Here is a 23,173-nt window from a genome sequence, read left to right as displayed (position 1 = left end):
CCTTGGTCCTTTTCAAGTTCTGGCTCGCCTTCGTCCTGTTTACTGAAAGCACTGTCCCGTCGTAAAGCGACTACTGACCAGAAGTAATGCGGTAAACATCGAAGACTCCCTCGACACCGCGCAAAATGTTGATGATATAGCCCATCTGCTTGGTATCTGAGACTTCAAAGCTAAAACGCATCACAGCTACGCGGTCATCGGAGGTATGAGAGGACGTCGACAGGATTGAGACCTTCTGATCGGAGAACACGCGAGTGATCTCCGAGAGCAACCCGTGGCGGTCGAGCGCTTCGATTTGTACCGTGACCATGAACACTGCGCCGGAGGAATCTGTCGCCCAAGAAACCTCGATAATGCGCTCGGGCTCCTGGTGGAGTTTTTCCGCATTGGTGCAATCCGTGCGGTGCACGCTGACACCGCCACCGCGGGTGACGAAACCAAAGATGGCATCGCCAGGCACCGGTGTACAGCATTTGGCCAACTTGGCTGCCATATCCGCACTGCCCTCCACAAGCACGCCGGTGCTGTCGGCGCGACGCGGAGTATCGTGCACACTCATCTTCGAAATCGGAGTGCGCGAGACCAGCTGCTCTTCGGCATCGTCTGTGCTCGAGAACTGCGCCATCAGACGGTGCGTCACATGCTGAGCCGATACCTGCCCCTTACCAATCGCGGTATAGAGCGCGTCGACATCCGCATAGTGCAGCTCGGAGGCAATCTGCTTGATGGAAGCCGGGGTGAACAGGCGGTGCATCGGCAGACCACCGCGCTGTACCTCTGCCGCCAGCGCATCGCGTCCGGCATCGAGTGCCTCCTCGCGTCGCTCCTTGGCAAACCACTGGCGAATCTTTGCCCGCGCACGAGGAGTTTTAACGAACTTCTCCCAGTCCTTGGACGGACCAGAATGGGCATCCTTGGACGTGAAAATCTCGACGCGGTCACCGGTTTTTAGCGGTGATTCCAACGCCACCAACTTGCCGTTGACTTTGGCACCAATGCAGCGGTGGCCAACCTCAGTGTGAACCGCGTAGGCAAAGTCGACCGGCGTGGAGTCCGCGGGCAAAGTGATGACATCGCCCTTAGGCGTGAACGCAAAAATTTCGGTAACTGAGAGGTCGTAGCGCAGGGAGTCCAGGAATTCGTTGGGGTCCGCGGCCTCGCGCTGCCAATCCAGCAGCTGACGCATCCACGCCATCTGGTCGACTTCGGCGGAATCTCCCTTGTGAGAGCCCTTTGTTTCCTTGTAGCGCCAGTGCGCGGCAATTCCGTACTCGGCGTTGTAGTGCATCTCATGGGTGCGAATCTGCACTTCCAGAGGCGAACCGCCAGGGCCAATCACCGTTGTGTGCAGCGACTGGTAAACCCCGAAACGAGGCGCGGAAATATAGTCCTTGAATCGTCCCGGCATAGGCTTGAACAGGGAGTGGACGGCGCCCATGGCGGCGTAGCAGTCCTTTGTCGTGTCCACCAGGACACGGAGTCCAACCAGGTCAAAAATCTCGTCGAACTCGTGACCTCGGACAATCATCTTCTGATAAATCGACCAGTAGTGCTTTGGCCTGCCCTGGACCTCGGCAGCAATATGAGACTCCTTTAAATCCTTCTGGATTAGCTCAGAGACTTCCTGGATGTACCGGTCGCGTTGTGGAGCTCGGTCAGCGACAAGTCGGACGATTTCGTCGTACTTCTTCGGGTACAAAATAGCGAAAGAGAGATCTTCCAGCTCCCACTTCACGCTGGCCATACCCAGGCGGTGCGCCAGCGGCGCGATTACCTCAAGAGTCTCGCGGGCTTTCTTCGCTTGCTTCTCGGGAGGCAGGAACCGCATGGTGCGCATATTGTGCAGCCGATCAGCCACCTTGATAACCAGCACGCGGGGGTCCTGACTCATGGCGATAATCATCTTGCGCACGGTCTCTGCCTCGGCGGCGGAGCCCAATGCAACCTTGTCCAGTTTGGTCACGCCGTCGACCAGTCGCGCGACTTCTGGCCCGAAGTCCCGCTCCAGGTCTTCCAGCGTGTAATCGGTATCCTCAACTGTGTCGTGCAGCAGAGCCGCCACCAGCGTGGTCGTATCCATGCCAATTTCGGCGGCAATAGTGGCGACTGCAAGCGGGTGGGTGATGTATGGCTCGCCGGATTTCCGGTACACGCCGTCGTGAAGGCGCTCGGCGGTATCGTAGGCACGCTGGAGCACAGCCACATCTGCGCGCGGATGCACCTGTCGATGCACCGCAACAAGCGGATCTAGCACCGGGCGAGTCTTCGTCCTGTTACCGGTAAGGCTTCGCGCTAATCGAGCACCATAACGGCGTGCGGGCCCTTCAGCCATCGCTCAATCACCCCTTATTAACCACGTACAGAGGCAGGTCGGCAAGCTTTTCTCGAGCTCCTAGGCCTTCGACCTCAAGCACAGTGCACAGCCCGGTTACTTCTACACCAGCTGACTCCAACAGTGCGCGGGCTGCACAAAGGGTGCCACCGGTTGCCAACACATCGTCGACAAGCACAGTTTTCTTGCCCTTCAGCTCAATCCCACTCGCCGGAATCTCCAATGCTGCTGTGCCATATTCCAGGTCATAGGTTTCTGTCAGCACCGGCGGTGGCAGCTTGCCCTTCTTACGAATAGCGAGCACCCCCAGTCCGAGCTTGTATGCCACCGCAGAACCCAACAGGAATCCACGCGCATCAAGACTGCCGATGACATCAGCCCCGAATTCCTCTACCTTGGCGGCAATCTCGTCCACAATCAGGTTGAACGTCGTGGCGTCGGCAAGCGCCGGCGTTAGGTCCTCGAAGAGCACGCCCTCAACTGGAAAATCGGGCACCAAGCGAATCTGGTCAGCCAATGCCTCTCGCGCGTGTGCATACGACACAGGTTTAAGCTCCTTTTCAGCAAAAAGAAAAAGTGCGGGTACCTGTCAACGATACCCGCACTATGTCCTTTTAAAGTAGTTTCACCCCAACCGCTGGGGTCCACTACCTCCTACTGCCCCGGACGCCAGGACAGCGGCTTGTCATCATCGCCCTGGAGCTTCGGAGTAGTCACTGTTCGCTTCGGCTTGGACTGCTCTATGTCGCTTGCCGACGCGTCTTCCGCGCCCGTGCCCTCCGCGGCATCGGTGGCAGCCGACTCAGAGTTCGAGCCTTCCCCAGCAGATACCTTTGCGCGAGCGGCCAGCACCGCTTCATCATGCTTGCGGTATTCACGCTGACGCGACTTGAGCGTTACCAACAGCGGCGAAGCCAGGAAAATAGAGGAGAACGTGCCCTGAATAATGCCGATGAGCTGAACCAGCGCAAGATCCTTCAGCGTACCGACACCCAGCATGCCCACGGCGATAATCATCAGTGCCAGGATTGGCAGCAGCGTCGACACTGTGGTGTTGATTGAACGCATGATGGTCTGGTTGACAGCCAGATTCACCAGCTCGGCATAGCTTCTACGTGTCGATGAACGATAGCCTGCCGTATTCTCGTCGACTTTGTCGAAGACCACGACGGTGTCGTACAGCGAGAACGACAGCACGGTCAGCAGACCGATAATGGTGGCCGGGGTGACATCTAGGCCGATCAGCGCGTAGATACCCATAATCACGATTGCGTCCACAGCCAGGGCGAGGATGGCGGAAATGGCCATGTCACGCTCGAAGCGGATAGTGATGTAGGCGAATACCAAGCCCAAAAACACTACTGCAGCCAGCAGCATTCGGTTGGTAATCGACGAGCCCCACGACTCGGAAACGGTCGAGTCGCCAATCGCATCCGGAGTCTGCTCCCCCTGTGCGTCGACGGGTTTGAATGCGTCGTTCAGTGCGACGCGAGCATCATTAATCTCGCCTTGGGTCAGCTTCTCTGAGGTGATTTCCAGAATGCGGCCTTCGCCAGAACCGATGATCTGCACCAACTCCGGCTTGACGCCGGTGGCGTCGGTGAAGACCTCCTCAGCCTGTTCAGTCGTCACTGACGCAGGCGGCATAGTCATCTTGGTGCCGCCCTCGAAATCGATACCGAAGCTGAACCCACGAATCAGCATCGATGCTAAAGCAACGACAATGACGGCAATCGCAATCTGGTACCAGCGCTTCCGCTTACCGACGATGTTGATTCCACCCTCGCCGGTGTAGAGGCGGCGGAAGAATGAGTCCTCGTTAGCCGCGTCATTTTCGCTAGTCAGCGCCGGATTCGTCTGAGTAGTATTCATGAATTCCTACTTCCCCTCATTCGCGCCGGAGTCAGCCGAACCGGTTTCGGCAACTGCACTGGCAGCTGCATTGGAGGTGACAGCCTTTTTACCGGTAGCTACGGACTTATTCCTGTTAGCGACCTCCATGACTGAACCAAAGCCGTTCATGGATGGTTTGGACAGTGCCGGCCACTTCCGAGTAGCCAGAATGACCAGTGGCGCAGTCACCAAGAAGGCGGTCACAATATCGAATGCCGTAGAAAGACCAAGCGTGAATGCGAAACCACGCACATCGCCAACGGCCAGGATGTAGAGGACCACAGCCGCAATGATGGACACAAAGTTACCCGACAGGATCGTACGCCGTGCTCGTCGCCAAGCATGCGGTACCGCAGAGCGGAATGTCCTACCCGCACGAATCTCATCCTTAATGCGTTCGAAGAAGACGATAAAGGAGTCAGCTGTCACGCCGATGGAGATGATGATACCGGCGATACCAGCGAGATCGAGTGAGTATCCAATCCAGCGACCGAGCAGCACGAGTACGCCGTAGACCATCGCACCAGCTGCTGCCAGTGAAACCAGCGAGATGGCTCCGAGGCCTCGGTAAAGAACGATTGCGTAGACGACAATCAGAGCAATACCGATAATGCCGGCAAGCAGACCGGCCTGCAGGGAGGCCGACCCCAGCATAGCTGGAATGGTCGTAGTGGTACCGCCCGGCTCGCCGTCCTCACCTGCGAAGGACAGTGGCAGTGCGCCGTAACGCAAGTTATTCGCCAGCGCCTGTGCCTCATCGATAGTGAAATCACCCGTGATTCGAGTAGCTGAACCGACCGGGGTTGCCTCCTGAATCACCGGTGCGGAAATAACCTTCGAATCCAACACGATGGCGACCTGCTGCTGCAGGTAGTCATCGGTCAGCTTGGTCCAGGTACGAGCACCGGTGTCGTTCTTACCGGACTTGAAGCTAAAGGAGACCTGGATTTGACCAGACTGCTGATCGTAGCCACCGCTAATCGGCGCATTGGTGTCGATAGCATCGCCGGACAGACGCTGGCCCTTGACCTCATCGTCTTGCCCAATCAACAGCGGAGCCTTGCCCAGGAAGATAGCCTTGCCACCTTCTGGCGCACAGGTCACCAATGGCTTGGCCGGGTCATCGGAACCCTGCAGCGGATCGACTGCATCTCGGTCGTCGCAGCTCATCAGTGCAGCGGCTGCAAACTGCGTCGTCGGATCTTCGGACTGGCGAGTTGCCAGCAGCACGTCACGAACCTTCGTACGCAGCTCCGCTGCTTCAATCGAGTTCGCCGGCTTTGCCGGAGCCGTAGCTTCCAGCTTCGGCGCTTCGCCGAGCGACGCGGACAGCTCCTCCGGAACCGGCTGGTCCGGGTTCTGTTCCTTGAAGGCATCAATAGCGCGCTTCTGCGTCTCGTTCATGTCCTTGTACAGGCCATCGACGCGCTTGGTGGCGTCCTCCTTCGACAGGACACCGACCGAAACCCAGTCCTCTGCGGTCTTTTTGACTACTTCACCAAAGGCAGCTTCATCTGGGCCCTGCGTGGGCTGCTCTACCGGACGGAAAAAAAGCTGCGAAGTCTGTCCGAGGGAACGTGCCTCCTGCGAGTCTTCACCCGGCACGGTGATGACTAGGGTGTCACCGTCGGTGACAACTTGAGCGCCGCTGACACCCATGCCGTTTACTCGGTTCTCCAGAATCTTGCGAGCCTGGTCGAGCTGATCGCGGGTCGGCTTTTCGCCCTGCGGCACCAGGGTTACTCGGGTACCGCCCTGCAAATCGATACCCAACTTTGGCTTGGCCGATCCGCCGCCGGTGAAAAAGACGAGTGCGTACGTAAGGATAAGGAAGCTGACAAACAGCGCCAACAGCCACTGTGGCCAGTTCCTCTTGAATGTATTCGCACCAGATCTGGATTTGCTGTTCAAAGCAAAGTCTCCTGAATCGTGACGTTTAGGTACTTGAACGTTTCGGGTTGAAACGCGTGTCTATAACTGCACCGCGAACTCGCGCAATACCAGGTAGGGGCATTGCGGGCGTCGCCAAGCAAAGCTATAAACACTAACCGCTAGAGGATAACCGATTTAGCGGCCTGCGCCGGTTTTGACTTGTACCTGTTTAGTGAAAATCTTCCCCACGCTTGCCGACGGCGAAACCTGGGTCGCGTTCTTCGCCCTACGGCGCACGCTAGAGCTTGATGGCATGCAAACCAGCGGGGCGTGGACGTGCAAAACTGCTACTACTTTTCGGTAGAAGTCGAGCCACCTTTACCCGGGTTATCCGAATTGCTCGTTGTATCCGGGTTCGCGGCCTGCCCGTTGCTGTCCGAAGCCGCATTATCAGCCGGACCGTGGCCGGTAATTTCTTGCACATCGCCAATGTGGTCGTCCGTCGCATCGGAAACTCTGCCACGCTGGTCGCGGTGAGCGTAGCTAGCTCCCGCGCCGGTAGTGAGGTTGCGGGCAATAGCGCCCTTCTCCCAACGGGTGACGATGCCGTCAGCGATGATTAGGTCAACGGTTGTGTCGGTGGTATCAACGACCACGCCGTGCATGCCGGAACCTGTGATGACCTCCGCGCCAGGGGCCAGCTTATCCTGCATTTCCCGGATGGTGCGCACCTGCTTGTTCTGCTTGACGATCTGCCAAATCGGCAGCGCCAGGAACAAGAAAATAAGTAGGAGGAGAATAGTTTGATCCATGTCTGCCGAGTTTAACGAATTGCCTGCTCGCAATTCCACACTGCCCTGGGACAGGATTTGAGGGAAAGCTATTCTCCGATAGTTCCCTCCGGGGGCTGTAGCCCCAAGTGCCGCCATGCTCGGGCAGTTGCCACGCGTCCACGGGATGTGCGCGCAATCATTCCTGCACGTACCAAGTAGGGTTCGCACACTTCTTCCACGGTCGAGGGCTCCTCACCCACTGCCAGTGCCAGCGAGTTTACCCCCACAGGCCCACCGCCGTGTCCCTTGACCAAGGCTGTCAGCACTGCCCGATCCAGACGGTCGAGCCCCAGCTCGTCGACATCGAACACAATCAGCGCTGCCTTAGCCGCACCAAGATCAATAACGCCACCGGAGTGGACATCGGCGAAATCGCGTACGCGACGCAGTAGACGGTTGGCGATTCGTGGTGTGCCGCGCGAACGTGAGGCGATCTCCACCGCAGCCTCTGGGCTGATATCTACCCCGAGGATTCCAGCGGCACGGGTAACCACCCTTGTCAGATCCTCAACCTCGTAGAACTCCATCTGCGCGGTAAAACCAAAACGGTCACGCAGCGGGCCGGTTAGCATTCCCGAGCGCGTCGTTGCTCCTACCAAAGTAAATGGTGGAATCTCAAGTGGAATTGACGTAGCTCCCGGGCCCTTGCCCACGATGACGTCGATACGGAAATCCTCCATTGCCATGTAGAGCATTTCTTCCACTGGTCTGGCAATGCGGTGGATCTCGTCGATGAAGAGCACATCGCCCTCGAGCAGGTTGGACAGCATTGCTGCCAAATCGCCGGCGCGAATTAAAGCCGGGCCTGAGGTCATGCGCAGTGACGACCCCATTTCCTGCGCGATAATCATCGCCATGGTGGTCTTGCCTAGTCCTGGAGGCCCTGACAGCAGAATATGGTCTGGAGTCACATCTCGTCCTCGGGCACCCGAGAGCACTAAATCGAGCTGCTCCCGAACCTTGGGCTGACCGATGAACTCGCCTAGCGACTTCGGGCGCAGGTTCGATTCGGCATCAATTTCCTCGACCTGGGCACGCGCGTCGAGATCACGCTGAGCACCATTTCCCGTACCGCCGAAAGAATCGTTGGCCGATCCACCGAGGGAACCCCCGAAGGGATTGCCCGACACGTTAAATTCCGTGCGCTCGATATCGCTCATAGTCCCCTCATCCTAGTGCACTGCCAATTATCGCTATCAATGTCCCGGCAGACCATCAACCAGCACTTACTTCTCACCCAATGTCTTCAGCGCCGCCTTGAGCGCCATCGACGTATCCAAGTTCGGATCGATGCGTACGACAGTCTCTGCCGCCTGGTTGGCATCCGCCTCCGGAAAACCGAGTCCAACCAAAGCGCCAACGACCTGATCCAAATCCGCCTTAAGGACAATGCCAGGAGCTGTTCCGCTTGCAGCTTCCTCCGGCTGGGACACTGCCCTGTCGGCGAATACCTCGACCTTATCCTTCAGCTCGACTAGCAGGCGCTCCGCCAATCGCTTGCCGACGCCGTTAGCTGCTTGCAAGGCCTTCGCATTCTTTGAGGCGACCGCATTGGCAATTTCAGCCGGCGACAGTACAGAAAGAACAGACATCGCTACCTTCGGCCCCACTGTTGAGACAGTGCGCAAGAGTGCGAACATCTCACGTTCCTGCGAGTTGGCAAAACCGAAAAGCGTAATTGCGTCTTCGCGAACCGTCATAGTGGTCAACATGAAAGTCTGCTCATGCCTCACCAACTGGGAAGCTAACCTGCCGGTAATGGTGACCAAATGTCCGACACCACCGCATTCAATAACGCAATAGTCCGCACCGAGGTCAATAACCTCACCTCGCAGAGATGCAATCACTTCTCACATTTCCTTTCACTACAGACCACTCAAGACACCGCGGTAGATGCAGAGTTCACTGCTGTTTGCTAACCAGCCGTACTTTACCGCGACGTATGCTCACGGCGAGAGAGCTCCGATTCCCGTTCCTCGTGCTGTTTGGCAAGGGCCGCCAACGTGTCGCGCTGGCGTTGCAAAACTGGGCCACGCCAACAGTGGCAAATCGCAATGGCCAACGCATCCGCTGCGTCCGCAGGTTTCGGTGGCGTTTCCAACCCTAGAATTCTGGTCACCATCATGGTCATCTGCTTCTTATCAGCCCGGCCATTGCCGGTAAGCGCTTTCTTGACCTCCGATGGCGTGTACATATGCACTTCCAAACCGCGGCGCGCCGCCGCGAGAACCAGCACACCGACTGCATGAGCAGTCTGCATCACGGTGGAGACGTTACCCCGCTCGAATACCCTTTCCATCGCAACCACGTCCGGTTGGTATTCATCCATCCACTGCTCCACGGCATTGGAAAGCCGTAGGAGGCGATCCTCCAACGAAGCCGTAGTTGGTGTGCGGGCCACGCCCACAGCAATGGGAACGACTTTCCTGCCCTGAGTGCCTTCCGCAATGGAGAGACCGCATCGAGTAAGGCCAGGGTCAATACCCATCACTCGGAGAGATCCAGCTCGATAATTCACGTCTCCACTAATACCACATTTCGAACAGCTGTTTGTATCGTAGCTACAAGAGGCACCAACCGTAGGTTCTGCTAGGTTTGACACCATGAATTCACCGAAGAAGCTCTACGGCGTTCTCGCTGCAGCTGAAATGGTCACGTGGGCCCTGTTGTTGTTCGGGCTGGCGCTAAAGTACCTGTTCAAAGTCACTGACGTTGCCACCACCATCTTCGGCAGCATCCACGGGTTTACGTTTCTGTGCTACGTAGTCACCACCATCATGGTGTGGATCAACCAGCGGTGGAGCTTTGGCCGCGGTGTCGTTGGCCTGGCCTCTTCCATCATCCCGTTCGCAACCTACCCGTTTGAACAGAACACTCTAAAGGCCGGCTTGCTGGACCAGCCGTGGCGCTTTACCGACGAATCTGAGGAGCCACAGGACATCTTCGAGTGGGCACTCGCCATGATTATTCGCCGCCCATTCATTTCGGCATTCGTCATTCTGATTGTTCTCATCGTGGTCTTCACTCTGCTGCTGATGGCTGGGCCTCCGACTCAGTGGTTCTCTTAAAACGGTTGTCTTAAAACTTTCAGAAACCAAAATCCCCATCGGACGATTCTCCGATGGGGATTTTCTATGCACACCAGCTCGCCGAGCAATTCAGCGTTGTGGGGCTGGCCAAAAACGGGCTACCCCCGACCGACAAGATTCGCATCAGTCCGTCGTCAAGCGATTGCCTAGCCGTCGAGTTCGGCGATGACCTCGTCGCTGATGTCGGCATTCGAGTAGACGTTCTGCACGTCGTCAGATTCTTCGAGGGCATCGATTAAGCGGAAGAGCTTGCGTGCACCGTCGGCATCGAGAGCGACCATGGTAGAAGCGCGGTAGTCCTGATCTGTGGAGTCGTACTCCATCTCAGCGTCGACCAAAGCGGTGCGGACATTCATCAAATCGGTGAAGGCGGAGACCACCTCGAACTTTTCTCCCAGGTCGTTGACCTCTTCCGCACCGGCATCGAGAACGGCCATGAGCAGGTCATCCTCAGTCAGCTCGCCCTTCGGCAGCTCAACGACACCTTTCTTTTCGAACAGGTACGCCACGGCACCGTTGTCCGCCATGTTGCCGTTGTTCTTGTTGAACGCCGAGCGCACATCGGAAGCAGCACGGTTACGGTTATCCGTCAGGCACTCCACAATCAGAGCAACGCCCCCAGGTGCGTAGCCTTCGTAGACGATGTTCTCCCAGTCAGCACCGCCGGACTCCTCACCGGAGCCACGCTTGCGGGCACGCTCAATGTTGTCGTTGGGAACCGAGGCCTTCTTGGCCTTCTTAATCATGTCATCGAGGGTGGGGTTACCAGCCGGATCACCACCGCCGGTACGAGCCGCGACCTCGATGTTCTTGATCATCTTCGCCCACTCTTTGGCGCGCTTGGCGTCATTAGCAGCCTTCTTGTGCTTAGTGGTTGCCCATTTTGAATGACCCGCCATGTGCTAGTTCCTACCAATCCTCTCGTCAATACCCATGTAGATGGGAATTATTCAGGTGTTCATTATACAAACCGACGATTTAAATGCCGACAAGCTCTCGCAAAAAGAACTCGTGAACCCGCGTCTCCCCCGTCGACTCCGGGTGAAAGCTGGTCGCCATAGCAGCCCTCTGGCGCACACCGACCACTGTGCCGGCGGCTTCTCCAGCCGATTCTGGAACGCGCGCTAGCACCTCAACGCCATCGCCCACGCGCTCAACCCACGGAGCGCGAATAAAGGCGGCGTGCACAGGCGGCTGGTCACCGTTAATCGCCAGTTGTGGAATATCCAGATCGGTTTCAAAGGAATCCACTTGACGGCCAAAGGCGTTACGACGAACCGTAATGTCAATCACCCCTAGGCTTACCGCATCCGGACGGGTGTCGAGCACTTCGTCGGCAAGCAAAATCATGCCTGCGCAGGTGCCGTATACCGGAAGGCCATCGCGGAGTGCCTCGCGCAGCGGCTCCACGAGCTCATTGAAGACCATGAGCTTGCTCATCGTGGTGGATTCTCCACCGGGCAAGATTAGGCCGCCGAGCCCATCCAAGTCTCGCGGCAAGCGCACCTTCCGGTGCGCGACACCGAGCTTATCCAGCACATACCCGTGTTCGGCAACGTTGCCCTGAAGAGCGAGGATTCCGATTGTTTCAGGCGACATTAATCGAGGTTTTCGCTGCGTGCGTCGAAGTTCGCCACCACTGGCACAGGCTCGACACCCGGTGCCAGGCTTCGGGTCAGCCCCTCCTGCGTGACGACGGCTACGAGCTCACCCTTTTGGTTAAAGATGCGGCCATGAGTCAGTGCGCGACCGGCATGCGCCGACGGCGAAATCTGGTCGTAGAGAAGCCATTCATCAGCACGGAATGGGCGCATAAACCACATCGCATGGTCGAGGCTGGCTTCCTGTACCTCCACACCTGGATGCGGGACCAGAGCCGACGACAAAAGAGTCATATCGGACATGTACGCCAGCGTGCAGACGTGGAATGTCTCGTTATCGGGCAGGCGATCCTTGCACCGGAACCACACCAGTTGCTGCGACGGGGTGTACTTGTTGTGTTCGAACTGATCATCCGGGACTACCCGAATATCCCAGTCTGCCCACTCGCGCATGAGCAGGCGCCGGGTGTTTGTCATCTCCGACGTGTCCGTCACCACATCCTCGGGATCTGGCACCTTGCGCATCACGTCAGAGTGCTCGAGCCCCTCATCCCCCTTGCGATGGAAGCTGACCTGCATGACGAAAATTGTGCGGCCATCTTGCACAGCTTCGACGGAGCGGTGGCAGAAAGACCGGCCATCGCGAATACGCTTGACCAGGTAGACCGTCGGAATATGGGGACGGCCCGGGCCTACAAAGTAGGCGTGGAGGGAGTTTACCGCGAAAGTATTACCCACTGTGCGCGTCGCCGCGACTAGGGACTGGCCGGCAACTTGGCCACCGAAAGTGCGCTGCAGAATTGACTTAATGACTGGGCCACGGAAAATGTCGCGGTCAATCTGCTCCAGATCTAATACTTCGCGGATGTTAGCCATTTTTACCAGCCACGCTCCGCGAGTCGGTGCGGCTGCGGAATCTCATCGACGTTGATGCCGACCATTGCCTCGCCGAGACCGCGGGAGACATCAGCGATGACCTTCGGGTCATCGTAGTGCTGGGTTGCCTGCACGATAGCCTTAGCGCGCTTCTCCGGATCACCGGACTTGAAGATACCGGAGCCGACAAAGACACCCTCAGCACCGAGCTGCATCATCATGGCAGCGTCTGCCGGAGTTGCAATGCCACCTGCGGTGAACAGCACAACCGGCAGCTTACCGGTCTCAGCGACCTCACGTACCAGCTCGTACGGCGCTTGCAGCTCCTTGGCGGCAACGTAGAGCTCGTCCGGAGCCATGGAACGCAGACGGTTAATTTCAGCACGGATGGTGCGCATGTGAGTCACAGCGTTGGAAACATCGCCGGTACCAGCCTCACCCTTGGAGCGAATCATCGCAGCACCTTCGTTGATGCGGCGGAGAGCTTCACCCAGGTTGGTCGCGCCACAGACAAACGGAACAGTGAAGTCGAACTTGTCAATGTGGTTCGAGTAATCGGCCGGAGTCAGCACCTCGGACTCGTCAATGAAGTCCACGCCTAGGGACTGCAGCACCTGCGCCTCAACAAAGTGGCCGATACGTGCCTTGGCCATAACCGGGATGGAGACGGCATTGATGATGCCCTCAATCATGTCCGGGTCGGACATACGCGACACGCCGCCCTCTGCGCGGATATCGGCGGGGACGCGCTCCAGCGCCATCACGGCAGTTGCGCCGGCATCCTCTGCGATCTTGGCCTGCTCCGGAGTAACGACGTCCATAATGACGCCGCCCTTCATCATCTCAGCGAAACCGCGCTTCACTCGCGCAGTGCCCTGTCCGGAGTTGTTTTCAACCGTGCTCAACGAACCCTACTTCCCTAATAAAACTGGTGAATGTGACTGTTTGTAGTCGTTTAACACTATAACGCCTGAACTAGACCGTGCTGTTCATAGAGTCAGATAACACGGAAAACATCCAGCACAACAGCGCCTTTACCCAAACCTAAGCCGTTGTCAGCCCGTCTGCAACATCGAAATATTCCGGTTCGGGTGCAGTACCCGCCAGTCGCAGCGCACGCACTAGAGGCCTGGCTCGCAGTGCCTTCGTATCCGTCACCGCATCGTTGTAAAAACGACGGGCGAGCTCGAGTCGCGTGTGGGCATCGGCGAGCTCAATTGCCATCGTTCGATCCACTGGCTGTTCCTCATAGAGCGCCATAATTTTCCTAGTCAGCTCGTTTTCCACATCCGCGCGCTGCCCGGTGTTGTTGGCTCTAAGCGGTGTGGCTTCCACCTTCGTCACCACTCCGGCGAGCTCCGGGTACGCGGCACGAGCAACTGCCGCCCTTCGCCCCAACGCCGCTTCCAGTGAAGAACGCGCCAAGTCCGTGCGAATGTGCATACGGTTCAGACGTTTCGCTGTCGATGAAGCCACCAGACCGATAATGAGCACAATAATCAGCGCAATGACCAGGACAACGACCCAAACTGGAACAGTTACGTCCACCGAATACCTACCTTCACTCCGCTGCTTTCAATCGGCTGCCACGACGGAAGTCTCTACAGCTACTACGGCGCAATGACGACCTTTTCGCCATCCATGCGCACCGTATCGTACACACGCAGAACGCCATCGGCGACCTGCGACCAGTCATACTCCCAAGCTCGTTTATGACCGAGCGCACGTAGCTCCTCCCCCAACTCCGGCTGCTTCAAAAGGCGTATGACCGTCTCCGCAAGGTCTGCGGAGTTGCCGTTTTCAAAGTGAAGCCCGTAACGGCCGTCGTCAAGCACGAGCTTGAACGCATCGATGTCGCTGGAGATTACCGGCGCGCCCGCCGCCATCGCTTCTACCAGCACAATGCCGAAACTCTCACCGCCACGCTGCGGCGCGATGTATGCATCCGCATCGGCGAGTATTGACGCCTTAGCATCCTCCGACAGGCGTCCAACGAAATGCAGGGCATTTGCGTTTCTGCCCGCTTTACGACGAGCTGCCGCGACATCACCATCACCAACAACACAGACCTCAAGCTGTGGAATCTCTGCACAAATAGCTGGCAAAGCGTTGAGCAAAACGTCGAAGCCCTTGCGGGATTCGTCGAAACGACCGAGGAACACGAGCCGAGAAACTCCCTCACGCCGTAGTGGAATCTCGGGTAACGATGTGGCCGGTGGGCAGGACTCGAAATCTCTAACGCGAACGCCATTGGGAATGAGAATCGGGTCACCGCCGAGTTGTTCAACCTGCCAGCGACGAGCCACTTCCGAGACAGCAATGCCTCCCCGAATGCGTTCAAGGTACTTACGCAAAAATGGCGTGGCCAGCTTCAATGCCAGGGAGTCTGTTGCCGCAGAGTGATACGTAGCAACAATTGGACCGACCGAGTTGACCAGTGAAAGCATCGAGAAACTGGGCGAATTCGGTTCATGAATATGGAGGATGTCGAAGTTTCCCTCGTCAATCCACGTGCGGACTCGACGGCTCGTGCGGGGACCAAAAGACAGCCGAGCGACCGAGCCGTTATACGGAATCGGAATGGCAGCGCCACCGCGGATAACGAAGTCCGGCACGTCCGCTTGCGCACTAGCTGGGCCGATAAGACTGACCTCGTGGCCGCGACGGATGAACTCTTCACACAAGTCAATGGCGTGAGCTTGAACACCACCGGGGACATCGAACGAGTACGGACACACCATTCCAATTCGCACTGCTATTTTGACCTCTTCTTATCCGCTGGCCACAGTGGCTGCATCATGTGCCAATCCGCTGGATGCTGGGCGATATCGGATTCAAAGACAGTGGCGATATCTTGGACAATGTCGCTTAGCTCGCGCCCCTCGGTCGGCACGAAAGGATGCGCTACAAAGCGCCATCCATCGTGAGTGTAGGACAGCCCCGCAGGCATGAGCCGAGCACCCGTGTCCAGTGCCAGCTTTGCTGCACCGACCGGCATTGTGGTCGGCTCACCGAAAAACGTAACCGGAACACCGTGGCCACCGAAATCACGGTCCGCCAACAGGCAGACTACTCCACCGTCTTCCAATCGCTTCTGCAGCTCCGGCATCGCGGGTTTGCCACCGGTCAGCGGCAGAATATGGAAACCGAGCGACTCACGGTACTCGACGAAAGCGTCGTAAAGCACCTCTGGCTTCAGCCGTTCCGCCACGGTACTGAACCGGACATGCCGCGAGACTAGCCACATGCCGGCCATGTCCCAGTTGCCGCAGTGCGGCAGCGGAATGACGATGGATTCTCCCGCGTTGAGCGCCTCAGAGACCCGTTCGAGACCGACGCTGGTGGACTCGACCGTGTCTGCCAACTCGGGCGACGCGATGGAGGGCAACCGGAATGCCTCGACCCAATAACGTAGATAGGAACGCATGGAAGCCCGAATAAGACCTTGCGGCACTTCCTCAGGTGGACACCCCATAACACGAGCCAGGTTCTTGCGAAGCTGACGAGTCGTTTCGGGATTTGACGCAACCCGATCGGCGGCCAGGTCACCGAGGCCATAGGCCATGCGTTCCGGAAGAAGACCGAAAACCTTCCACCCGGCCATGTAGCCGAGCGCAACAAAATCTTCTTTAGAACGGGGCAGGAAGAAAGTCGACACCGTATCCTCCTTTAATTGCCGGATTCAGCTGAACCCGTGGGCTTCGGTGCAGAACCAGAATTGACAGTTGAACTATCAGTTGCGCCCTCGGGCGGAGCGATGGGATCCAACGCTCCCGGCTGCTTTGCCACCATGTACAAGCGCTGGACGACGGTGAATACCGACCCGACTGTCAGCAGCCACATCGCAACGTAGAGGGCATAGTCCACGCCAAGTCCTTGGAGCCCAACGCCGATCAGGCCGATAATGAGGCGCTCTGCGCGTTCGACGAGTCCGCCATTGACTTTGAGGCCACTCGCCTCTGCACGAGCTTTGACGTAGGAGATCACCTGGGACGAACCCATAGTGACTAAGGTCAGAATAAGTAGGATTGCGTCGGCATCATGGTGATACACCACCCAATATGCAATAGAGCCAAACAGTGCAGCATCGGTGATGCGGTCACAAGAGGCATCCAACGTCGCCCCGTACTTGGTGCCTTGCCCCTGAAGTCTGGCCATCGTGCCATCGAGAAGGTCAAAAGCCGTAAAGATAGCAATTGACACTGCGGCGGCAAAGAGATGATTCGTCGGAATCAGGATTACCGCAAGTAGTACCGCGACCGCAGTTCCCACGAGGGTGACCGTGTTCGGGCTAATGCCGATGCGCAAAAGTGCAGCGGCTACCGGTTCAACTACGGGCCGGATTGGAGCCCTGCCACGCACGCTCAGCATGTTGCCTCGTCCTCCTGCTCGAGGGCACGCCAGCCGTCGGCAAGCAATTCGCGAGTCTGACGAAGAGCCTGCGGTAGAACCTTGGTGCCATCGATGACCGTCATAAAATTGCTGTCACCGGACCAGCGTGGCACGACGTGCATGTGCAGGTGATCCGCGACCGAACCGCCAGATGCCTTGCCCAAGTTGAAACCGACGTTGACGGCGTGCGGGCGCGAAACGGATTTGAGAGTCCGGACTGCGTGCTTTGCAAAACGCATCATCTCGGCGGTTTCTTCTTCGGTCAAGTCCTCAAGGTTGGCGACTTCGCGGTATGGGACCACCATGAGATGTCCCGGGTTGTACGGAAATAGATTCAGAACTGCGTACACCCACTCGCCGCGAGCGATAATGAGTGCTTCCTCATCGCTCTGCTTCGGCAAATCAACGAAGGGGTTACGGGACGGCTTGGAGTTATGCACGCCACGCTTGACGATGTAGTCCAGGCGGTACGGTGCCCACAACCGCGTGAGCCGATCCGGTTCGCCGTAACCGCTGTCGACGTATACCTCATCAGACGATTCCTGCTGACCGGCATTGCCCTGCTGTTGCGGAGGCAACTCTTCACTTCCCGACTGGTTCACTGCCATCCCCTTCGTTGCGTGGCCGCGCCCCTCTCGGACCTCGACCACAAATATTTCCCTGCTGTAGTTTACGACCTTGCAGCTATCTTCTTTGGATTACCACACGTGGTTCACCAGATAAAACAACTCGGTCGAATTAGAGAGCGTCAGCGAGCCCTAGAGAGCAGAGATATTCTCCTTGTTCGGCTGTTCGTTATTCCGCGATGCAACCCAGTCACAGATGATGTCCGCAGCCTTTTCAACTGCGACACCGTTGATCTGGGTGCCATCGAGGAAACGGAAGCTGACGGCACCTGCCTCAATGTCGCGGGCCCCAGCCAGAATCATGAACGGAACCTTGGCCTGGGTGTGGTTGCGAATCTTCTTCTGCATGCGGTCGTCGGAGGTATCCACGTGAACGCGAATACCGCGGGACTTCAGCTGTGCAGCGAAATCTTCCAGGTGCGGGATACAGTCGTCCGCAACCGGGATACCAACGACCTGCTCCGGAGCCAGCCATGCTGGGAAAGCGCCGGCGTAATGCTCCAGCAGGACACCAAAGAAGCGCTCAATAGAACCAAACAGTGCGCGGTGAATCATAATCGGGCGCTTCTTGGTTCCATCAGGTGCGGTGTACTCAAGCTCAAAGCGCTCCGGCAGGTTGAAATCAAGCTGAACCGTCGACATCTGCCAGGTACGACCGATGGCGTCGCGGGCCTGGACAGAAATCTTCGGGCCATAGAAAGCGGCTCCGCCCGGATCCGGCACGAGCTCTAGACCAGAGGCGTCCGCAACGCGCTGCAGGATAGCCGTGGACTTCTCCCAAATTTCATCCGAGCCGACGAACTTCTTATCGTCCTTCGTAGACAACTCCAAGTAGAAGTCATCCAGGCCGTAGTCACGAAGAAGCGAAATAATGAAGTCGAGGACACTGGTGAGCTCTTCTTCCAGCTGCTCTTCGGTGCAGTAGATGTGGGCATCGTCCTGCGTAAAGCCACGGGCTCGGGTCAGACCGTGGATAACACCCGATTTCTCGTAACGGTAGACAGTGCCGAACTCGAACATACGAATCGGCAGTTCGCGGTAGCTGCGGCCACGTGATGCGAAAATGAGGTTGTGCATCGGGCAGTTCATTGGCTTGACGTAGTAGTCCTGCGGAGCCTTGGTGCAGTTGCCGTGCTCGTCGTACTCACCGTCGAGCTGCATCGGCGGGAACATGCCATCGGCGTAGAAGTCCAGGTGACCGGACTTCTTGAACAGGTCGCCCTTAGTTACGTGCGGGGTGTTCACAAAGTCATAGCCGGCCTCGATATGGCGACGACGGGAGTGCTGCTCCATCTCATTACGGATGATGCCGCCCTTGACATGGAATACCGGGAACCCGGAACCAATCTCATCCGGGAAGCTGAACAAATCCAGCTCCGAGCCCAGACGGCGGTGGTCGCGCTTCTCAGCCTCCAGCATGCGGTCGAGGTGCTCGTCGAGTGCTTCCTTGGACTCCCACGCGGTGCCATAAACACGCTGCAGGTCGTCGCGGGACTGGTCACCACGCCAGTAGGCAGCGGAAGAACGCGTGATCTTGAATGCCGGAATGTAGCGAGTGGTCGGCACGTGCGGGCCACGGCAAAGATCAAACCATTCGGTCTCACCGGTACGCGGATTGACGTTGCGGTAGCCGGTCAAGGTCGTACCTGCACCACCGACGTCGACATTGGCCTCATCCTCTTCGGACACCTTGCCGGCCGACTTTTCAACAATAAGCTCGAGCTTATACGGCTCGTCGGCAAGCGCCTCCTGCGCCTGATCAGCAGACTCAAACGCGAAGCGCTCAAATCGTTGACCAGACTTGATGATCTTCTTCATGCGCTTTTCGATACGCTTGAGATCTTCCGGCGAGAAAGGCTCATCGACACGGAAGTCGTAGTAGAAACCGTTATCGATCGCAGGACCAATGCCCAGCTTCGTTCCAGGGAACTCCAACTGCACGGCTTGAGCCATCACGTGAGTAGCAGAGTGGCGGATGACATCGCGACCGTCCGGCGTGTTGGCCGGAACGGGTTCGAAAACGGTTTCCGCTTCTGGCTTAAAGGACAGGTCCTTCAAATCGCCTTCGGGGTCGCGGACGCAAACGATGGCGTCAACGCCCTTATTTGGGAAACCCAGGTCTCTCATCGCCTCACCCGCAGAAACTCCTGCGGGCACGGAAAACGGTGCTGGGGTTGCAAATTCTTCTGACACGGCGTGCGTGTACTCCTTTTCAAAGTGTCTTCGAAAATCACATACCTGGTGACCTTCGTCAGTCGCTCACACACTTTACCGCACGGTCAAAACTTAGGCCTCGAGGAGGTCTTGTGCCCAGTACTCCTCTTCAGAGGTACCTCGCGGCATGACAAACACAGCGGATCCAATGTGGAAAATCCACTGATTGAGACGGTCGTTCTTCGACAGTCGCTCCTGAATCGGATTGAACTGCTCCAACGGGTCCTTCTGGAAACAGATGAACACCAGGCCCGTGTTTGTTTCGAATCGACCGTTCGGCTCCGGCGGCAGGTCGTAGTTGTAGACCCGTCGCAGAATCCTCTGATTGGGATTTTCTTTCGGAGGCATCGACAGTGCAACATGGCTGTTCGGATCCGTCAGAGGCAGGCCGTACTCATCAGTTTTCGACAGGTCGACGGTCTCGAATTCGTCCTTGCCACCAATGGGCGCACCGGTGCCGATATCGCGTCCGGTAATAACGGTGCGGCTCTCGCGGTCCAAAACGTCCCAGCCTGGAATATCCATTTCGATACGTCGGACGACCATCGCCGTACCACCTCGCAGCCAGTCCGGACCACTGTCAATCCACACCTGCTTATCGAACTCCTCACGAGTGCGCGGGTTAACCGTGCCGTCCTTCTGCCCGAAGAGGTTGCGTGGAGTTTCGCCTTCCTGTTGAGAGCCATTGGCGTGCTGGAAGCCAGCTTGCACCCAGTGGACGTCCAGATAAGGAGCTGCATTTCGGATCATCATCCGGGCCGCATGGGAGACCATTACCGGGTCGTCAGCACAAATCTGCAGGCACAGGTCTCCACCGTTCCACTCCGGGCGGAGTTCGTCATTGACGTACTTCGGCAGGTCTCCCAGCCACTCGGGCTTCTCGTCTTCCTTATCGATAATCTTGAAAAAGTTCTCCCCATATCCAACAGTGATAGTCAAGTTGGCTGGAGCCCCCATAAGCTCTGGTTCCAAGTCCGTACGGGTGGGTTTACCGGCTGTCATTCGGCGAGCGTCATCCGTCCACACGCGCATGAGGTTTTGTAGGCGATCGCGATCGACATCCTTCTTCACATTGAAGGCCACAAGCCATAGATTCGCCTGTGCGGGCGTCGCGATTCCCGCCTGGTGTGCGCTATCAAAAGGTACGGTTGCGGTCTGCAACGGAGGTTTCGGCGGCTCCTCCTTCGGACGTTCCAACCCGATTGCCTGGGCTTCCGGTGCTCCCAGAGCGAGCGCTGAGGCTCCTGCCGCAGTGCCGAGCCCGCCAAGAAAACGCCTTCTGGAAAAGCCTTCGGACATGTTGTGCACTCTTACCTTTCTGATTACTTCAAACTGGAGCACATGCGGTGACTGGTAATCCGCCAACTCTTCAATGGTTTCAATGTCGCCACTGACCTATCCAATTTGACCGTATCGAAATCATCTTTCGGAAAAAGAAAAAAGCGCAGGAGTTCGATGCACTTGTTGCAACAACTTGCCAACTCCGGCGCTTTCACTGCCCTTAGAGACAGTCAGTTAATTCCTCGGCATAACTGGGCTCACGCCCGCTTTACGACGATTCGTTGCCCAACTGTTTCGTCAAAAGAACTAGTGGCCCGAGTGATCCATCTCATCGCCACCCATGTGCTCCGGGTTGTTCAGGTCGCCGTCGTCGCCGTAGTCCTCTTCACCTGCTGGCTGGACACGAACCTCAATATCCTGGGTGATGCTAGAGCCGTCGGAAAGCTCGATGACGAGTTTGTACTCTGCTCCCGCCTCCATCGCCTCATCATTATCCATAATCATGAAGTGGGTGCTACCCGGCTCCAGAACGAGTTCGCCGTTAGCCGGGATTGTCAGACCTTCGGGCACCTCGAACATCTTGCCGTCCTCGGTGTCGTGCTGCTCGAACTTCGTGCCTTCCTTCAGCCCCTCAAGCTTGAAGGAGGAAATCTTGATGTCCTCGTCGGTGTTGTTGGTCAGGGTACCGAAGATAGCGGTCATGTTCTTGTCAGCTGGCTTTTCCTTGATGTAAGCATCAGCCAGCTGCACGGCCGCATCGCTCTTCTCCATCGATGAGGAAGCCTCGGTCGCAGCGGAAGTAGCGGACTCAGTCACCTCAGCAGCATTGTTGTCGTCGGACGAGCAACCTGCCAGGGCGAGGGTCAAAGCTGCGGAACCGGCAATCAGTGCAGTTGCAGTGCGATTGAGCTTCATGTGTCTATTTTGCCTTTCGATTAATAACGGTGACGACAGCGGCGATGATTACAATCAGCCCACCACCGAGCCCATAGGCCCACAGTGGTAAAGACTTCGTTTCCTCGGCGTTCGCACCGGTCTGACGAGATTCTGCCCCAGCTTCGGCTGCGCCCGCAGCATCCGGATTCCCCACTGAGAAAGTGGTCTTGCCCCGAGTGGAGTGCCCATCCGAGGACGTAATCTGGAAACCAATGATGTAGTTGCCGGGCCCGGGATTAATACCCTCTGGAATATCCAAAGAGACCTCATTGCCCACTACCTCTGGCACGTGGGAGTACAAGACTTCCTTGGCATCTGCATCACTGATTGCAACGGTGTTGAAATTGTTCTTGGGGTTGCCGGAGAACTTGAGAGAAACGCGGTGTGGGAATTCCTCTAGAACCTGCTTATCACCTGGATTTGATGAGATCACAGCATCATGAGCACTTGCAGGCGCTGCTGTGACAACTGATGCACCTGCGAGTACAGCGAACGACGCAACAGTGGCTGCCGCACGCCGGAGACCCAACTTTGGGAACCGGTACGTTTCGCCTGAAGCGACCCGGGGACTCACTAGAACAGTTCAACTCCTTAAAGCGGGACAGTTCGGGAAGGCCAGCAGTAATCTGACCGCTGCCCTTATCCCTATTGTCGGATGGTAGCCCAGAAAAGTTCCCGAGAGGGGGAATATATTTCAGGTCACATAGCGAAAACCCCGGTACGGCTGTTATAGACAACGAGCCGACCGGGGTTTTGGTTGGTAGTCCCAACTGGGTTCGAACCAGCGACCTTTCCGGTGTGAACGGAACGCTCTTCCACTGAGCTATGGGACTAGGACAGAAAACTACGAAAGCTTTCCTGCTCTGCGGAATAAGTTAGCACGCGTTTTAGAAATTTCCCTAATTGAGTTGGCTTGGGTTGCGATTGCGCAGTTCGAGGATTTATCGCCACACCAATAGAGCTCCTGGGCGGCAACAGCTCGATGTCCACCCCGCAACAAATCTGCGAAAGCCACTAAATGACATAGTTGCGATTCAACGTCGTCATACAGCCGGCCTTAGCTCAACTCCTACAAACGCAATAGAGATGTTCACCTGGGCATTTGTAATCAATCGCACAATCACGCTAAAGTATCTTTCGCACCGCAAGAGAGCGCTTGAGTTTCTCTTGTAACGCAATGCGGATGTAGCGCAGCTGGTAGCGCATAACCTTGCCAAGGTTAGGGTCG

Annotated in this window: 22 protein-coding genes and 1 tRNA gene; 1 reads left to right on the top strand and 22 read right to left on the bottom strand. The window is 57.1% G+C overall.

Features of this window, described 5'->3' with window-relative positions; translation table 11 throughout:
• Nucleotides 1-70: 70 nt before the first annotated feature.
• From ADA16_RS01305 to ruvC, 8 genes are all read right to left on the bottom strand, one after another.
• On the bottom strand, nt 71-2,332 hold the full coding sequence (locus ADA16_RS01305) for a RelA/SpoT family protein (RefSeq protein WP_048758514.1): 2,262 nt from the start codon (nt 2,330-2,332) through the stop codon (nt 71-73).
• 7 nt (nt 2,333-2,339) lie between these two features.
• Nucleotides 2,340-2,876: an adenine phosphoribosyltransferase gene (locus ADA16_RS01300; protein WP_048758513.1), complete on the bottom strand. Its 537-nt coding sequence runs from the start codon at nt 2,874-2,876 to the stop codon at nt 2,340-2,342.
• A 110-nt stretch (nt 2,877-2,986) separates the two neighbouring features.
• A complete protein-coding gene (secF, locus tag ADA16_RS01295) occupies nt 2,987-4,204 on the bottom strand; it encodes a protein translocase subunit SecF (RefSeq protein WP_048758512.1) in 1,218 nt (405 codons plus the stop codon).
• Nucleotides 4,205-4,210: 6 nt separating this feature from the next.
• Entirely contained in the window at nt 4,211-6,136 is a 1,926-nt protein-coding gene (secD, locus tag ADA16_RS01290) for a protein translocase subunit SecD (protein WP_048758511.1), read from the bottom strand.
• Nucleotides 6,137-6,447: 311 nt separating this feature from the next.
• Nucleotides 6,448-6,909: a preprotein translocase subunit YajC gene (yajC, locus tag ADA16_RS01285; RefSeq protein ID WP_048758510.1), complete on the bottom strand. Its 462-nt coding sequence runs from the start codon at nt 6,907-6,909 to the stop codon at nt 6,448-6,450.
• A 68-nt stretch (nt 6,910-6,977) separates the two neighbouring features.
• Nucleotides 6,978-8,090: a Holliday junction branch migration DNA helicase RuvB gene (gene ruvB, locus ADA16_RS01280; RefSeq protein ID WP_048758509.1), complete on the bottom strand. Its 1,113-nt coding sequence runs from the start codon at nt 8,088-8,090 to the stop codon at nt 6,978-6,980.
• 66 nt (nt 8,091-8,156) lie between these two features.
• On the bottom strand, nt 8,157-8,777 hold the full coding sequence (gene ruvA / locus ADA16_RS01275) for a Holliday junction branch migration protein RuvA (RefSeq protein WP_048758508.1): 621 nt from the start codon (nt 8,775-8,777) through the stop codon (nt 8,157-8,159).
• An 83-nt stretch (nt 8,778-8,860) separates the two neighbouring features.
• Entirely contained in the window at nt 8,861-9,418 is a 558-nt protein-coding gene (gene ruvC, locus ADA16_RS01270; protein ID WP_048758507.1) for a crossover junction endodeoxyribonuclease RuvC, read from the bottom strand.
• A gap of 115 nt (nt 9,419-9,533) precedes the next feature.
• Here ruvC and ADA16_RS01265 point away from each other — a divergent pair, with 115 nt between their 5' ends.
• The gene (locus ADA16_RS01265) at nt 9,534-9,998 is read left to right on the top strand and encodes a DUF3817 domain-containing protein (RefSeq protein WP_048758506.1); all 465 of its coding nucleotides are present in this window, start codon (nt 9,534-9,536) and stop codon (nt 9,996-9,998) included.
• A 167-nt stretch (nt 9,999-10,165) separates the two neighbouring features.
• Here the strand turns inward: ADA16_RS01265 and ADA16_RS01260 are convergent, their stop codons facing one another.
• From ADA16_RS01260 to ADA16_RS01195, 14 genes are all read right to left on the bottom strand, one after another.
• Complete coding sequence (locus ADA16_RS01260) at nt 10,166-10,918, bottom strand: YebC/PmpR family DNA-binding transcriptional regulator (RefSeq protein ID WP_048758505.1); 753 nt, start codon at nt 10,916-10,918, stop codon at nt 10,166-10,168.
• 79 nt (nt 10,919-10,997) lie between these two features.
• The gene (pdxT, locus tag ADA16_RS01255) at nt 10,998-11,618 is read right to left on the bottom strand and encodes a pyridoxal 5'-phosphate synthase glutaminase subunit PdxT (RefSeq protein WP_048758504.1); all 621 of its coding nucleotides are present in this window, start codon (nt 11,616-11,618) and stop codon (nt 10,998-11,000) included.
• On the bottom strand, nt 11,618-12,496 hold the full coding sequence (locus ADA16_RS01250) for an acyl-CoA thioesterase (protein ID WP_048758503.1): 879 nt from the start codon (nt 12,494-12,496) through the stop codon (nt 11,618-11,620). The genes pdxT and ADA16_RS01250 overlap by 1 nt, the downstream gene beginning before the upstream one ends.
• A gap of 2 nt (nt 12,497-12,498) precedes the next feature.
• Entirely contained in the window at nt 12,499-13,401 is a 903-nt protein-coding gene (gene pdxS, locus ADA16_RS01245; protein ID WP_005511452.1) for a pyridoxal 5'-phosphate synthase lyase subunit PdxS, read from the bottom strand.
• A gap of 139 nt (nt 13,402-13,540) precedes the next feature.
• Nucleotides 13,541-14,044 carry a hypothetical protein gene (locus ADA16_RS01240; RefSeq protein WP_048758502.1) on the bottom strand — a complete coding sequence of 168 codons (504 nt, stop codon included), beginning with the start codon at nt 14,042-14,044 and terminating at the stop codon, nt 13,541-13,543.
• A 62-nt stretch (nt 14,045-14,106) separates the two neighbouring features.
• Nucleotides 14,107-15,249: a glycosyltransferase family 4 protein gene (locus ADA16_RS01235; protein ID WP_048758501.1), complete on the bottom strand. Its 1,143-nt coding sequence runs from the start codon at nt 15,247-15,249 to the stop codon at nt 14,107-14,109.
• A gap of 2 nt (nt 15,250-15,251) precedes the next feature.
• Entirely contained in the window at nt 15,252-16,154 is a 903-nt protein-coding gene (locus tag ADA16_RS01230) for a phosphatidylinositol mannoside acyltransferase (RefSeq protein WP_048758500.1), read from the bottom strand.
• An 11-nt stretch (nt 16,155-16,165) separates the two neighbouring features.
• Complete coding sequence (gene pgsA / locus ADA16_RS01225) at nt 16,166-16,867, bottom strand: phosphatidylinositol phosphate synthase (protein ID WP_048758499.1); 702 nt, start codon at nt 16,865-16,867, stop codon at nt 16,166-16,168.
• Complete coding sequence (locus tag ADA16_RS01220; RefSeq protein WP_048758498.1) at nt 16,861-17,496, bottom strand: HIT family protein; 636 nt, start codon at nt 17,494-17,496, stop codon at nt 16,861-16,863. Before ADA16_RS01220 ends, pgsA begins: the two co-directional genes overlap by 7 nt.
• A gap of 150 nt (nt 17,497-17,646) precedes the next feature.
• Complete coding sequence (thrS, locus tag ADA16_RS01215) at nt 17,647-19,641, bottom strand: threonine--tRNA ligase (protein WP_239659302.1); 1,995 nt, start codon at nt 19,639-19,641, stop codon at nt 17,647-17,649.
• A gap of 159 nt (nt 19,642-19,800) precedes the next feature.
• Nucleotides 19,801-21,027 (bottom strand): Dyp-type peroxidase, encoded by a 1,227-nt coding sequence (locus tag ADA16_RS01210; protein WP_048758496.1) that lies wholly within the window; start codon nt 21,025-21,027, stop codon nt 19,801-19,803.
• A gap of 288 nt (nt 21,028-21,315) precedes the next feature.
• Nucleotides 21,316-21,924 (bottom strand): copper chaperone PCu(A)C, encoded by a 609-nt coding sequence (locus ADA16_RS01205; RefSeq protein WP_048758495.1) that lies wholly within the window; start codon nt 21,922-21,924, stop codon nt 21,316-21,318.
• Between the two features lie 4 nt (nt 21,925-21,928).
• Nucleotides 21,929-22,519: a copper resistance CopC family protein gene (locus tag ADA16_RS01200; RefSeq protein WP_082150624.1), complete on the bottom strand. Its 591-nt coding sequence runs from the start codon at nt 22,517-22,519 to the stop codon at nt 21,929-21,931.
• 184 nt (nt 22,520-22,703) lie between these two features.
• Nucleotides 22,704-22,778 (bottom strand) — tRNA-Val (locus ADA16_RS01195).
• Nucleotides 22,779-23,173: the final 395 nt, after the last annotated feature.

Source organism: Corynebacterium vitaeruminis (genome assembly GCF_001054325.1).
GTDB classification, from domain to species: domain Bacteria; phylum Actinomycetota; class Actinomycetes; order Mycobacteriales; family Mycobacteriaceae; genus Corynebacterium; species Corynebacterium vitaeruminis_A.
The sequence above is the reverse complement of the archived record's forward strand: the minus strand, read 5'-3'. Positions and strand labels throughout refer to the sequence as shown.

Coding starts and splice junctions, on each gene's coding strand:
- yajC (WP_048758510.1), bottom strand. CDS start 6,909: ATGGATCAAACTATTCTCCTCCTACTTATTTTCTTGTTCCTGGCGCTG.
- ADA16_RS01205 (WP_048758495.1), bottom strand. CDS start 21,924: ATGAAGCTCAATCGCACTGCAACTGCACTGATTGCCGGTTCCGCAGCT.
- thrS (WP_239659302.1), bottom strand. CDS start 19,641: ATGAGAGACCTGGGTTTCCCAAATAAGGGCGTTGACGCCATCGTTTGC.
- ADA16_RS01220 (WP_048758498.1), bottom strand. CDS start 17,496: ATGGCAGTGAACCAGTCGGGAAGTGAAGAGTTGCCTCCGCAACAGCAG.
- ADA16_RS01260 (WP_048758505.1), bottom strand. CDS start 10,918: ATGGCGGGTCATTCAAAATGGGCAACCACTAAGCACAAGAAGGCTGCT.
- ADA16_RS01265 (WP_048758506.1), top strand. CDS start 9,534: ATGAATTCACCGAAGAAGCTCTACGGCGTTCTCGCTGCAGCTGAAATG.
- pdxT (WP_048758504.1), bottom strand. CDS start 11,618: ATGTCGCCTGAAACAATCGGAATCCTCGCTCTTCAGGGCAACGTTGCC.
- pgsA (WP_048758499.1), bottom strand. CDS start 16,867: ATGCTGAGCGTGCGTGGCAGGGCTCCAATCCGGCCCGTAGTTGAACCG.
- ruvB (WP_048758509.1), bottom strand. CDS start 8,090: ATGAGCGATATCGAGCGCACGGAATTTAACGTGTCGGGCAATCCCTTC.
- ADA16_RS01210 (WP_048758496.1), bottom strand. CDS start 21,027: ATGTCCGAAGGCTTTTCCAGAAGGCGTTTTCTTGGCGGGCTCGGCACT.
- secF (WP_048758512.1), bottom strand. CDS start 4,204: ATGAATACTACTCAGACGAATCCGGCGCTGACTAGCGAAAATGACGCG.
- ruvC (WP_048758507.1), bottom strand. CDS start 9,418: ATGGGTATTGACCCTGGCCTTACTCGATGCGGTCTCTCCATTGCGGAA.
- ADA16_RS01305 (WP_048758514.1), bottom strand. CDS start 2,332: ATGGCTGAAGGGCCCGCACGCCGTTATGGTGCTCGATTAGCGCGAAGC.
- ADA16_RS01250 (WP_048758503.1), bottom strand. CDS start 12,496: ATGGCTAACATCCGCGAAGTATTAGATCTGGAGCAGATTGACCGCGAC.